The 13,202-nt window shown below is 68.4% G+C and carries 7 protein-coding genes; 3 read left to right on the top strand and 4 right to left on the bottom strand.

Annotated features, from left to right (window positions below; translation table 11 throughout):
- Positions 1-44: 44 nt before the first annotated feature.
- The gene (locus BIZ42_RS06250; RefSeq protein WP_070425885.1) at positions 45-695 is read left to right on the top strand and encodes a response regulator transcription factor; all 651 of its coding nucleotides are present in this window, start codon (positions 45-47) and stop codon (positions 693-695) included.
- Here BIZ42_RS06250 and BIZ42_RS06245 read toward each other — a convergent pair.
- Together BIZ42_RS06245 and BIZ42_RS06240 are read right to left on the bottom strand one after the other, a co-directional pair.
- Positions 692-3,355, bottom strand: coding sequence for a PAS-domain containing protein (locus tag BIZ42_RS06245; RefSeq protein WP_070425884.1), 2,664 nt, complete (start codon positions 3,353-3,355; stop codon positions 692-694). The genes BIZ42_RS06250 and BIZ42_RS06245 overlap by 4 nt on opposite strands.
- 56 nt (positions 3,356-3,411) lie before the next feature.
- Entirely contained in the window at positions 3,412-4,578 is a 1,167-nt protein-coding gene (locus BIZ42_RS06240; RefSeq protein ID WP_019183785.1) for a porin, read from the bottom strand.
- 264 nt (positions 4,579-4,842) lie between these two features.
- Here BIZ42_RS06240 and BIZ42_RS06235 point away from each other — a divergent pair, with 264 nt between their 5' ends.
- On the top strand, positions 4,843-6,192 hold the full coding sequence (locus BIZ42_RS06235; protein WP_070425883.1) for a dicarboxylate/amino acid:cation symporter: 1,350 nt from the start codon (positions 4,843-4,845) through the stop codon (positions 6,190-6,192).
- A 199-nt stretch (positions 6,193-6,391) separates the two neighbouring features.
- The gene (locus tag BIZ42_RS06230; RefSeq protein ID WP_019183787.1) at positions 6,392-8,686 is read left to right on the top strand and encodes an NADP-dependent malic enzyme; all 2,295 of its coding nucleotides are present in this window, start codon (positions 6,392-6,394) and stop codon (positions 8,684-8,686) included.
- Between the two features lie 424 nt (positions 8,687-9,110).
- On the opposite strand, the gene BIZ42_RS06225 is transcribed toward BIZ42_RS06230, so the two are convergent.
- Together BIZ42_RS06225 and BIZ42_RS06220 are read right to left on the bottom strand one after the other, a co-directional pair.
- Positions 9,111-9,797: a basic secretory family protein gene (locus BIZ42_RS06225; protein ID WP_237393566.1), complete on the bottom strand. Its 687-nt coding sequence runs from the start codon at positions 9,795-9,797 to the stop codon at positions 9,111-9,113.
- Between the two features lie 8 nt (positions 9,798-9,805).
- Positions 9,806-13,162 carry a GH92 family glycosyl hydrolase gene (locus BIZ42_RS06220; RefSeq protein ID WP_070425881.1) on the bottom strand — a complete coding sequence of 1,119 codons (3,357 nt, stop codon included), beginning with the start codon at positions 13,160-13,162 and terminating at the stop codon, positions 9,806-9,808.
- Positions 13,163-13,202 lie beyond the last annotated feature (40 nt).

Here is a 13,202-nt window from a genome sequence, read left to right as displayed (position 1 = left end):
GGCCGAATGCGACAGTGCGCCGGGTGGCATGCCACACTTCGTGCATGAGTGACATCACCGTCCTGGTCGCCGATGACCACCCGCTGCTCCGCGCTGCGGTCGTGCATTCCCTGCGTCAGGCGCTGCCCCAGGTCCACGTGATCGAAGTGGCCAGTGCCGCCACGCTGGAAAGCGCGCTCGATCAGCACGCCGAAATCGAACTGGTCCTGCTCGACCTGACCATGCCCGGTGCGCGCGGATTCTCCTCGCTGCTGCACGTACGCGGTGCGCATCCGGACATACCGGTGGTGATCGTGTCCTCCAACGACCACCCGCGCGTGATCCGGCGGGCGCAGCAGTTCGGCGCGGCGGGGTTCATTCCCAAATCAGCGCCGGCCGAAACGCTCGGCCAGGCGGTGGCGGCGGTGCTCGATGGCGGCGTGTGGTTCCCGGCGATGGCGGCAGAGCGGTCCGAATCCGATGCGCTGCTGGCCACGCGGCTGGCGCAACTGACCCCGCAGCAGTTCCGGGTGCTGTTGTGCCTGGCCGACGGCCTGCTCAACAAGCAGATCGCCTATGAACTGGGCTTGGCCGAAAATACGGTCAAGGTGCACGTGACCGCGATCCTGAAGAAGCTCGAGTGCCACAGCCGCACGCAGGCGGCGGTGCTGGTGAAGGCGCTGGAGCCGGAAGGGGACGCAGGCGCCGGCATCTAGCGCGTGGCATCACCGCGATGGCGCAGCAGCACCTGCGTCATCAGCGCGCGCAAGGCCGGCGGACGCACCGGTTTGGACAGAAATCCCCACCCGTTTTCGGCCGCTTGTGCGCGCAGTGCATCGTCGCGTTCGGCCGTGACCAGGATCACCGGGGGCCGCGCCTGCCATTGCACGCACAGCGCCTCGTAAAGATCGGGGCCATGGAACTCGCCCATGCGCACATCGAGCAGCAGCAGCTGCGGCACCGTGGCGGGCGCGGCCAGGTCCAGCGCGGCCTGCGGGCCATCGGCCAGTTCCACCGCACAGCCCCAGCGTTCCAACAGCGCGCGGGTGGCGGCGCAGACCCGCGGATCATCATCGATGCTCCAGACCCGGCAATGGCGTAGCGGGCTGTCATCGCCGGTGTCCACCACCGGGGCAGCCGCGGGCGCCGATGCGGGCACCACGTCTGCCGCCTCGCCCATGGGCAGGCTTACCGAAAACACACTGCCACGCCCCAGCGTCGAGCGCAGGCGGATCGGGTGGCCGAGCAGGCGGCCGATGCGCTCCACGATCGCCAGGCCCAGCCCGGCCCCGCGTTCCTGGTCCACGCCATCGTCCAGCCGCCGGAACTCTTCGAAGATCTCGCCCTGCAGGCTGTCGGGAATGCCCGGCCCCTGGTCATGCACTTCGATGCGCAGCTGGGCACCGTCGCGGCGGCAGCCGATCAGTACCCGGCCCCGCGGGGTGTAGCGCAGCGCATTGGACAGGAAGTTCTGCAGGATCCGGCGCAGCAACGCCTCGTCGCTGACCACCACCGCCCGCGTATCCACCCAGCGCAATTGCAGGCCGCGGCTTTCGGCAGCAAGCCCGAACTCGCGCGCCAGCGTTTCCAGCAGCGGCGACAGCGCGAAGGCGCGCACATGGGTCTGCAGCGCACCCGATTCCAGCCGCGAGATATCGAGCAGGCTGTTGAGGATGGCGTCCTGCGCCGCGAGCGCGGCATCCACGTGCTCGCTGAGTTCGCGCGCGTCGCCCTGCAGCTTGCCGCGCAGCACCGAAACGAACATCCGCGCGGCGTTCAGCGGCTGCAGCAGATCGTGTACGGCCGAGGCCACGAAGCGCGACTTGTAGCGGTTGGCCCGTTCGGCTTCGCGGCGCGCTTCATCCAGATCCCGGGTGCGCTCGGCGACGCGGTGCTCCAGCGCATCGGCGAGCGAGCGCAGTTCGCGCGCGGTGTTCTTGTAGGCGGTGATGTCGGCGTAGCTGGTGACGAAGCCACCGTCGGGCAGCGGGTTGCCGCGGATCTCCAGCACCGTGCCGTCGTCTTTCTCGCTCTCGCGCATGTGCGGGCGCCCGCTGCGCAGATGGTTCAACCGGCGTTCGATGGCTTCATCGATCGGCCCGGGGCCAAGCAGGCCACGGCGCGCGTTGTAGCGGAAGATCTCCTCGATCGGGCGTCCGACCCGGATCAGCCCGGTCGGAAAGCGGAACAGCTCCAGGTAGCGTGCGTTCCACGCCACCAGCTTCTGCTCGTTGTCGATCACCACCACGCCCTGTGGCAGGTGGGCCAGGCTGCGGCTGAGACCGCTGTCGGCCTGCTGCGCGGCCTGCAGCACGCCGTCCTGGGCGGTGCGCAGCTCCTGTGCATGCTGCTTGAGCACGCTTTCCAGCTCGCGCCGGCTGCGCTGGCGGTGCGCGGCCAGGCGTCGGCGCTGCTGCACGAACAGGCCCAGGAAACACAGCGCCAACCAGATCCCGCCAGCGGCCAGCGCGGCGCTGCGGCCGACGGCCGTGCTGGCGCTGGCGTCATGCAGCAGGTGCAGTTTCCACTGCGGTTCGTTCAGGGCCAGGGTCTGCCATAGCACCGGCCGTGGCAGGGCGGGCTGCTCCACACGCACCATGCGCCCGCCATCGGCGAGCACCTCCGCGGTGCGGGCCTGCAGCGGCTGCAGCGAGCGGTCGGCGTACTGGCGGGTTGCCAGCATCTCGCTGCGCTCCTGCGGGCCGAGCGGGCGCAGCAGGCGGTAACGCCAGGCATCGCCGTTGGCCAGGAACACCACGTCATGCGCGTCGGTGGCCAGCACGATGTCCGGGCTCTGCAGCCATTCCTGTTCGAGTGCGCGCAGCTCGATCTTGATCGCCACCACGCCCAGCACGGTGCCGCGATCGTCGTAGATCGCCTGCGAGAGGAAGTAGCCCGGCACGGCTGTGGTCATGCCGATGCCGTAGAAATGCCCGCTGCCGCGCGCCATCGCCTGCTGGTAGTAGGGGCGGTAGCTGTAGTCCTCGCCGACATTGCTGGTCGGCTGGTCCCAGTTGCTGGCGGCCACGGCGATGCCGTGCCGGTCGATCAGGGTCAGGGTCGAGGCACGGGTGACGCTGTTGGCCTGGGCCAGCTTGAGGTTCAGCCGCTGCCGCTCGGCGGCGGTGAGCGGATGGGACACCGCCTGGTGCAGGTCCGGATCCAGCGCCAGCACCTGCGGCAGCGTGCCGAAGCGATCGATGCGCTGCTGCAGGGTCTGCGCATACAGGCCGAGCTGACGCCGCACCTGCAGGCTTTCGTCATCCAGCGCCCGCTGTTGCGCATAGCGCCCGGCCAGCAGCGCACACAGCGCCGTGCCGCCGAGCATCAGGACGATGAGCAGCCACCAGGGGCGATAGCGGGAGACGAGATACATGGCGCCAGTTTAGGCAGGGCAGGGCGGACGCGCGTCAACGCGTCCGCCGGGCGGGCTCAGAAATGCATCTGCGCGCGCAGTTCGAAGATCTCCGGCTGGCTGCGCACGCCGCGACGGCTGGCGTCGACCTTGACGTAGTTCGCCTGGAACTTGAAGTGCGAGGTCAGGTACCAGTTGGCGCCAAGGGTCCAATCGTGCTGGCGGCCGCCGAACACGTCGGCATCGTCCAGATCGATGCGGCTGTAGCGGGTGACCAGCTCGACCGCGCCGTAGCCGTGGGCCGGCTTGACGTTGGCCACCGCGCCGGCGCTGTACGGGCGCGATTCGCCGGTCAGGATCCAGCTCGCCATCGCGTACTGGCCGCTGCCGGTGTAATCCGGCTTGCCGTCACGGCTGACCGTGGTCTGCAGCGCTTCGCCCTGCAGCGAGAACGGGCCGCGGATCCAGATGCCTTCCAGCCCGGTGCGCACGATCTTGTCGGCGGTGGTCAGGGCACCGGAGTCGACCAGGCGGATGTCGGTCAGGCCGGCTTCCGGACGCGCACGCAGGCGCGCGCTGGCGGCGTGCGAGACGTCACGGCCATCGCGGTAACCGCGCGGGTTTTCCTGCGAATAGGCCAGGCCCAGGTGGACCACGTCGCCTGCGGCCTTGACCGGGGTCCACACGCCGCGCACGGCCTGGGTGGTGCCGGGGTTGTCGCCCTGCAGGTCCTTGCCGCCGTAGGCGCCAGCCTGCAGCAGGTACTGCGGGCGCTCCAGCACCCATTCGGCACCGGTGCGGCGGCCTTCGTAGAACGCCTGCACGGGCAGGGCGGTTTCCAGGAAGCTGCCGGCGCGCGAGGAGGTGCCGGCGTCCAGGCCGACCGGGGTCTTCATGTAGCCGAAGCGGAAGCGGCCGATGTCGCTGCCGAAGAAGGCCTTGCTCTCGAAGCGGACGAACACGTCCAGCCAGGTGTCGGCCTGGAAGTCGTAATAGACCATGGCGTCGTACACGCCCTTCTTCTTCAGGGTCGCGCCGAATTCCTTGCGGCGCACGGCGTCGGCGTCTTCGATGCCGCTGCCGCCGGAGAAGTCGTTGAGGTCATAGGCGATGTTGGCAGTCGCTGCCAGCTCGGTACCGTCACTGAAAGTGGTCTTGGTCGGCCAGTTGTCCCAGTCGGCCGCGGTGGCGGCGAGCGGGGCGGTGGTCAGGGCCAGGGCGATGAACAGGGGCGTAGGGCGCATGGGCGGTAGCTGCTTGAATAAGGGTGGGGCAGAACAACAACGGCCGCGGACGGCAAATCTGTGGGTCTGTCCCCCTTGATCCGCTGCCGGGCCACCCGCCGCCGTGGGGGCGCGGTGCCGGGGCAGTGTAGGCAGTCCGGCCAGCTGAACCGGGGGGCTAGTACCAATAGGTTATCTGCGTTGGCGAGATGCGGGCGTAAAAAGGCCACGCCAGATGCCGCCCAATGCGGCCGGCATCCTTCGTGACACTGCCGGAGCTTTCCCATGCACGTTCCCACCACCGCCCCGCTGGCGGCCAAGCCGCTGCCGTTCTACCGCCAACTGTATTTCCAGGTGGTGGTGGCGATCGTCCTCGGTGCCATCCTCGGCCATTACGAGCCGGCCTTCGCCGAATCGCTCAAGCCGCTGGGCGACGCCTTCATCAAGCTGGTGAAGATGATCATCGCCCCGGTGATCTTCCTGACCATCGTCACCGGCATCGCCGGCATGACCCACCTGCGCACCGTGGGCCGGGTGTTCGCCAAATCGATGGCCTACTTCCTGTTCTTCTCCACGCTGGCCCTGGTGGTCGGCATGGTGGTGGCGCACGTGGTGCAGCCGGGCGCGGGGATGAACATCAACCCGGCCGACCTGGACCAGACTGCGGTCAACGGCTATGTGCAGAAATCCCATGAGCTGACCCTGGTCGGCTTCGCGATGGACATCATCCCGGCCACCCTGGTCAGTGCCTTCGTCGAGGGCAACATCCTGCAGGTGCTGTTCGTGGCGGTGCTGTTCGGCATCGCGCTGGCCCTGACCGGCGAGAAGGGCCGCCCGGTGCTGACCTTCCTGGAGGCGCTGACCGCGCCGGTGTTCCGCCTGGTCCACATCCTGATGAAGGCCGCCCCGATCGGCGCGTTCGGCGCGATCGCCTTCACCATCGGCAAGTACGGGGTCGGCTCGCTGGTCAACCTGGCCTGGCTGGTCGGCTCGTTCTACCTGACCGCCTTCCTGTTCGTGGCGGTGATCCTGGGCGTGGTCTGCCGCCTGTGCGGGTTCTCGGTGTTCAAGCTGGCCCGTTACCTCAAGGCCGAGCTGCTGCTGGTGCTGGGCACCTCATCCTCGGAATCGGCGCTGCCCTCGCTGATGGAGAAGATGGAAAAGGCTGGCTGCAGCAAGTCGGTGGTCGGCCTGGTGGTCCCCACCGGTTACTCGTTCAACCTCGACGGCACCAACATCTACATGACCCTGGCCGCGCTGTTCATCGCCCAGGCCACCAACACCGAGCTGACCCTGGGCCACCAGATCGCGCTGCTGCTGGTGGCGATGCTCAGCTCCAAGGGCGCTGCCGGCGTCACCGGTGCCGGCTTCATCACCCTGGCCGCCACCCTGGCGGTGGTGCCGGAAGTGCCGGTGGCCGGCATGGCGCTGATCCTGGGCGTGGACCGCTTCATGAGCGAATGCCGCTCGCTGACCAACTTCATCGGCAATGCCGTGGCCACGGTGGTGGTCTCGCGCTGGGAAAACGCGCTGGACCGTGACCGCCTGGCGATGGTGCTCGATGGCCGTGAAGCCGAGCTGCCGCCGCTGGTGGTCGATGACCTGCCGGCGACGCTCCCGGCCCCGGCGCATTGAGCCCGATGAGCTGATTGTGTGGTGCATGGTCGTGCCGTTCCTGCCGGGGCGGCACGGCCATGTTTTGTTTTGAAGGCCCGGTGCGCGCTGCTGGATTATGTGCGGTTGCAGCATGACCGCGACAGCGTAGCGACAGGTCCGTCCACGCCAACGGGGGTATGATCCCCTGTTCCTCTCGCCCATTCATCTGCAGAAAGCGATGTCCAACGAAGATTTCAAACAGGCAGCCCTCGACTATCACCGGCTCTCGCCGCCCGGCAAGATCAAGGTCACCGCGACCAAGCCGATGTTGACCCAGCGCGATCTGTCGTTGGCGTACTCCCCGGGCGTGGCACACGCCTGCGAGGCGATCATGGCCGACCCGCAGCAGGCCAGCGAGCTCACCGCGCGCGGCAACCTGGTCGCCGTGATCTCCAATGGCACCGCCGTGCTGGGCCTGGGCAACATCGGCCCGCTGGCCGGCAAGCCGGTCATGGAAGGCAAGGGCGTGCTGTTCCAGAAGTTCGCCGGCATCGATGTGTTCGACATCGAGATCGATGAAAACGACCCGGACAAGCTGGTCGACATCATCGCCTCGCTGGAACCGACCTTCGGTGGCATCAACCTGGAAGACATCAAGGCACCGGAGTGCTTCATCGTCGAGCGCAAGCTGCGCGAGCGCATGAACATCCCGGTGTTCCACGACGATCAGCACGGCACTGCGATCATCGTCGGTGCGGCCGTGCTCAACGCCATGCTGGTGACCGGCAAGAAGATCGAAGAGGTGAAGCTGGCCACCACCGGCATGGGTGCGGCGGGCATCTCCTGCGTCAACATGCTGGTCTCGCTGGGCCTGAAGAAAGAGAACATCCTCGCCTTCGACCGCGACGGCGTGATCCACACCGGCCGCAGCGATCTGGACCCGGAGAAGGCGCGTTACGCGCGTGATACCGACAAGCGCACGCTGGCCGAGATCGTCGATGGGGCGGACATCTTCCTGGGCCTGTCGGCCCCGGGCATCCTGACCGCGGACATGGTCAAGACCATGGCCAAGGATCCGGTGATCTTCGCCCTGGCCAACCCGACCCCGGAAATCATGCCGGAAGTGGCCCGTTCGGTGCGTCCGGACGCGCTGATCGGTACCGGTCGTTCGGACTACCCGAACCAGATCAACAACGTGCTGTGCTTCCCGTACCTGTTCCGTGGTGCGCTGGACGTCGGCGCGACCGCGATCAACGAGGAAATGAAGATCGCCTGCGTGCACGCGATCGCCGCAATGGCACGCCGCGAGGCCAGCGACCTGGGCTCGGCCTATGGCGATGAGACCCCGAGCTTCGGCCGTGACTACCTGATTCCGCGTCCGTTCGACCGCCGCCTGCTGGTGGAGCTGTCGGCCGCCGTGGCCCAGGCCGCGATGGATTCGGGCGTGGCCACCCGTCCGGTCGCCGACATGGGCGCCTACCGCGAGAAGCTGGCCCAGTTCGTTTACCGCACCAGCCTGATGATGAAGCCGGTCTACGACCGCGCCCGCTCGGACAAGCAGCGCGTGGTGTACGCCGAAGGCGAAGAAGAAGTGGTGCTGCGCGCGGTGCAGAACGTGGTCGATGAAGGCCTGGCGCAGCCGATCCTGATCGGCCGCCCGGACGTGATCGAATCGCGTATCGAGCGCCTGGGCCTGCGCATGAAGGCCGGTGTCGACTTCGACATCACCAACATCAACGACGACCCGCGCTTCAACGATTACTGGCAGTACTACCACAACCTCACCGGCCGCCGCGGTGTGACCGTGGCCGCGGCCAAGAACCTGATGCGCTCGCGCCCGACCCTGATCGCGGCCGTGATGGTGGCGCGCGGCGAAGCCGACGCGATGCTGACCGGCGTGGTCGGCCGCTTCCACAAGAAGCTGGGCTACGTGCGCAGCGTGCTGCCGCTGGAAGCCAAGGTGACCTCCACCTCGGCGATGACCGGCGTGATCAACCAGCAGGGCGTGTTCTTCTTCGTGGATACCCACGTCCAGGAAGACCCGACCGCCGAGCAGATCACCGAAGCCACGCTGCAGGCGGCGTACCGAATGAAGCTGTTCGGCATCGAGCCGAAGGTGGCGCTGCTGTCGCACTCCAACTTCGGCAGCCACGATTCCAGGGACGCGCTGAAGATGCGTGCGGTCCGCGAGATGCTGCTCAAGCGCAACCCGCGCTTGAACGTGGATGGCGAGATGCAGGGCGACACCGCATGGGATGAAGCCCTGCGCCAGAAGCTGCTGCCCAACAGCACGCTGAAGGGCCGCGCCAACCTGTTCGTGCTGCCCAACCTGGAAGCGGCCAACATCGCCTACAACCTGGTGCGCGTGTTCACCGACGGCGTGGCGATCGGCCCGATCCTGATGGGCGTGGCCAAGCCGGTGCACATCCTGACCACCAGCGCGACCTCGCGCCGCGTGCTCAACATGACCGCGATCGCGGCCGTGGATGCGCAGATCCGCAAGCAGCTGGAGGCCGAAAAGAACGGCGCGTAACCTGCCGGTCTTTTTGATCTCAGTTGCCAGAACGCGCCCTTCGGGGCGCGTTCTCGTTTCAGGCAGCGAAACCGGTGGCTCTGCCACACGCGCGCCGCACAGACGTCACCGCCCTGCAACCTCCCAGGCGCCCAATAGCACCACGCGGCCCGGCCGTGGTGGCGCTCCGGTGGGGGCGTCGCCACCCTGGGCCCGACCATATCCTCCACGGCCAGCCACGGGAACGGTGTCATGCGCGATCCACGCACGAAGCGGTATTTCCAGCAGTTGTTCGCGCTCTACGCCGGGTTGGTGGGCGCGCGCTGACCCACGAAAGCGTACCGACCAACGGTCGGTGCCTACCAACAACCGTGGGCACCGATGGCACCGGTAGTGCCGGCCGCTGGCCGGCGCCCCGCAGACGCCGATCGGGCACTTGGAGCAATCAGCGTGCCCGCACGTACTGTTCCCACAACGCCGGCAACGCCACGCCGCTGAGCGTTTCCCACAACGCCGGCGTGTAGCGCCCCTCGCGCAGGGCGCCATCAAGCGCCTTCACCAGCCCGGGATGTTGCGCCTCGCTCCAGGCGAGAAACGCACCGGTCACCCGGTAGCCGGTATCGAAGTTCTGCTCCGGCTTGACCTGCGTGGGCAACGCCCAGCCGGCCCCGGCATTGTCCTTGCCGTAGCGGTCGCGGGCGTAATCGGCGATGCCTTCCACCAGCCAGCCCGGCACGCGCGCGTTGGCGTACTCCGGGTAGCCCTGCACGATGTGCATGGCCTCATGGGTAACCAGGTCGATGTCGCCCGGGTGCTTGGACAGCCAGGCCGGGTTGATCGTGATCGTCGCCGCCTGCGCCTTCTCACCGACAAAGGCGATGCCGTCGTAACCGGGGTCGATCACGATGCCGACCTGGGTCGGCGCGGCAGGATGGAAATCGGCGCGCTCGCGCAGGTAGGCGCCGAAAAACGTCTCGATGATGCGCTCGCGCACCGGCGCGGCCAGCGCATCGCTGGGGTCGCGGTAGTGCAGGGTCACATCCTCGCGGGTCTGTGTGGTCTCGAACGCGTGGGCATCGGCCAGCCCGGCGCCGACCAGCAGGGCGGCCAACAGGCAACGGGAGATCGGCATGCGGGGCCTCATCGGGTGGTGGCCGGGGCGAGCAGTTCGACTTCGGCCAGCTGCAGGCGGCCGGGTGCCGCAATGCGCAGGCGGTACTCGGCATAGCGGCCCGGCTGGGCGATGCGGAACGGACGGGTCTGCATGGCCCAGGCGAAGGCTTCGCCCCGGCGCTGGTCGACCTGCACCCAGCGGCCCCCGGTGGTGCGTGCCTCCAGCGTCCATTCGCCGCCGCGGATCGGGCCATTGCCGCTGGTCAGGGTGTACATCGAGGGTGTACCCGCGGCGACGTTGCTGAAGGTGATCGTGCTGGAGCCGCCCAGCGGCAGCGCCGTGGCCGCGTCGTCATCGATCAGCGACGTGGCCGCCCGCCCGTCGCCGAGCTGGGCGGTGGCGCCGCTGCCAAGCAGGTCGTGCAGCAGGGCCGGCTGCTGGCCGCGCGCGGTGAGCGAGCGCGGTGCATCATCCGGGCCGGTGCCCCAGCGCGAAGGTTCCGGGCCCATGACGAAGTCCAGCGTGGCGCCCTTGGCGAGCAGCTCGTGCGGCAGCCAGGTCCTGGTCCACGGCGTGCCGTTCACCTTCAACGACTGCACGTAGATGTTGGTGGCCGAGTTCTCCGGCGCGTTGACGGTCAGCACCGCGCCGCCCTGCAGCTCGACACGGGCGTGGCGGAACAGCGGCGAACCGATCACGTACTCCGGCGCGCCCATGCGCAGCGGATAGATGCCCAGCGACGCGAACAGGTACCACGCCGAGGTCTCGCCGTTGTCCTCATCGCCCGGGTAGCCCTGGCCGATCTCACTGCCCAGGTACAGGCGCGACAGGATCTCGCGCACATGCTGCTGGGTCTTCCACGGCTGCCCGGCATACAGGTACATCCACGGGATGTGGTGCGCCGGCTGGTTGCTGTGCGCGTACATGCCCATGCGCACATCGCGCGCCTCGGTCATTTCATGGATGGTGCCGCCGTAGGAACCCGAGAACGCGGCATCGGCGGTTTCCGGGGTGGCGAAGAACGTGTCCAGCTTGGCCGCCAGCTGCTCGCGGCCACCGTACAGCGCGGCCAGCCCTTCGCCGTCGTGCGCGGCGGTGAAGGCGAAGGTCCAGCCGTTGGATTCGGTGTAGTCATGGCCCCACACGCGCGGGTCGTAGTCCTTGGCATCCAGCCGCCAGCTGCCATCCGGTTTGCGCCCCTGGAAGAAGCCCGCGGCCGGATCGAACAGCGTGGCGTAGGTGCCAGCGCGGTGACGGAAATAATCGGCTTCAGTGGCATAGCGTTCGCGGGCGGCCGGGGTATCGGCCTGTCTGGCCAGCGCCTCTGCCATGTTGGCCACGCCGAAATCGTTGAGCGCGCCTTCCATCGTCCACGACATGCCTTCATGCACATCGGCGGTGGCGTAGCCGCGGAAGGTGGAACGGTCCATGCCCTTGCGCCCGACATGGCGGTCCGGCGGAACCACGGTCGCATTCTTCAGCGCGGCGGCATAGGCCTCCTGCGCGTCGAAACCGCCGATCCCCTTCAGCCATGCATCGGCGAAGGCCACGTCCGAACTGGTGCCCACCATCAGGTCGGCATAGCCGGGCGAGGACCAGCGGGCGACCCAGCCGCCGGCGCGGTACTGCTCCAGGAAGCCCTGCACCAGCGCACCGGCATCGTCCTTGGTGAACAGCGCATACGCCGGCCAGGTGGTGCGGAAGGTGTCCCAGAAGCCGTTGTTGACGTAGACCTTGCCGTCGCGCACCGGCGCGAAGCTGCGCGTGGCGCTACCGTCGGTGTTCTCATCCGAGGCGCTGGCCTGGCTGGCATAGCGCCAGTCAGGTGCCGCCGCAGTACCGGCGTTCTCGTGCCCGGAGTTGGGATAGAGGTAAAGGCGGTACAGGTTGGAATACAGCGTGGTCTTCTGGTCGTCGGTGGCGTCGCCCACGTCGAAGCGGCCCAGGCGCTGGTCCCAGGCATCCTGCGCGCGTGCGGCCACGCGGTCGACATCGTCAGCGGCCGACAGCTCCAGCGCGAGGTTGTGGCGCGCCTGCTCGACCGAGATCAGCGAGGTGGCGATGCGCATCGAGACGCGGCGGTCGGCACCGGCATCGAACTTGATGTAGCCGGTCGGGCGGCCGGTCTCCACGGTGCCGCTGCTGCGCCACGGCCGGTCGAAGCTGGCCACCACGTACATGCGGGTGGCGCCGGTGGACAGGCCGCTGCGGGTGTCGGTGTAGCCGGAGAGCGTCTGGGTCGCCGCATCCAGGGTCAGCCCGCCGCGGGCATCGACATTGTCGAACAGCAGGTTGGCATCGCCCCCTTCCGGGAATACGAAGCGGAACACCGCGGCGTGGTCGGTTGGCGCGATCGATGCCGCGATGCCGTTGTCGAAGCGCACGTCATAGCGGTACGGACGGGCCTGTTCGTTCTCGCGCGAGAAGGTGAGCGCGCGCTTGCTGCGATCGGCGTCGGGCACCCCGCGCGTGGCCGACGGCATCACCTGGAAGGTCTGGCGGTCGCCCATCCACGGGCTGGGCTGGTGGCTCAGTGCCAGCGCCTGCAGGCGCGGCCGGTTGGCCGCGTCGTTCTGTTCGTTCCAGCGGTACAGCCAGGTCAGCGAGCCGGCATCGGTCACCGGCGTCCAGAAGTTGAAGCCGTGCGGCACGGCGGTGGCCGGGAAATTGTTGCCGCGCGAGAAGGTGCCGTTGGCCTGCGTGCCGCGGGTGGTCAGCACCCAGTCCGAGGGACGCTGCGGCGTGCCGCGCGGCTGCGCCTGCAGGCGGACGTCGTCGATCCAACCGGCGACCGGGGCGCCGTCGGCGCTGGCCACCTCCAGCTCCAGTGCGACCACGCGCCGCCCGCGCAGGGCCGGGGTGTCGCCCAGGCGCACGGCTTTGCGCGCCCACTGCTGCGGGTACAGCGTCTTCGAATCGCCCTGCGCGCGCGCGCCCAGCGCCACGCCATGGTGATCGCGCGCGGCACTGGCCGAAACGCGCGTGCCGTCGTCCAGGACCAGGTCAAGCGAGACGTAGGTCGAGGCCACGGTGTCCTTGCCGACGATCTCGGGCAGCACGAGCCAGGACAGGGTGGTGTCGGCGTCGATGGTCAGATCGGTTTCGAAGAGCTGGCGGCGCGCCTGGCCGCCGGTGCTGGCGTAATGCAGCGCATGCAGGCCGCTGTAACCGACGCCGGGCTTGGCTGCGTAGGGCGCGGCGGGGCCATTGCCGATCCGGACCTGCAGGGCGCCGTCGCCGGCCGCCGCGGCCGGGGCCGGCTGGCCGGGCTCGAACGAGGTCTGCAGGTCCTGCGCAGCGGCCGGCAGAGCGATCGAGGCGCAGGCCAAGGCCAGAGCGAGGGGAAGGGCGCGGCGGGCGGGGCGCAGGTCGGACAGGGTCATGCAAGGGTCTCCCGAGAAGGGCAGGCGGCAGGCAGGACCC

It is taken from the genome of Stenotrophomonas sp. LM091 (genome assembly GCF_001806305.1).
GTDB lineage: Bacteria > Pseudomonadota > Gammaproteobacteria > Xanthomonadales > Xanthomonadaceae > Stenotrophomonas > Stenotrophomonas bentonitica_A.
This window is presented reverse-complemented; position numbering and strand designations above follow the sequence as displayed.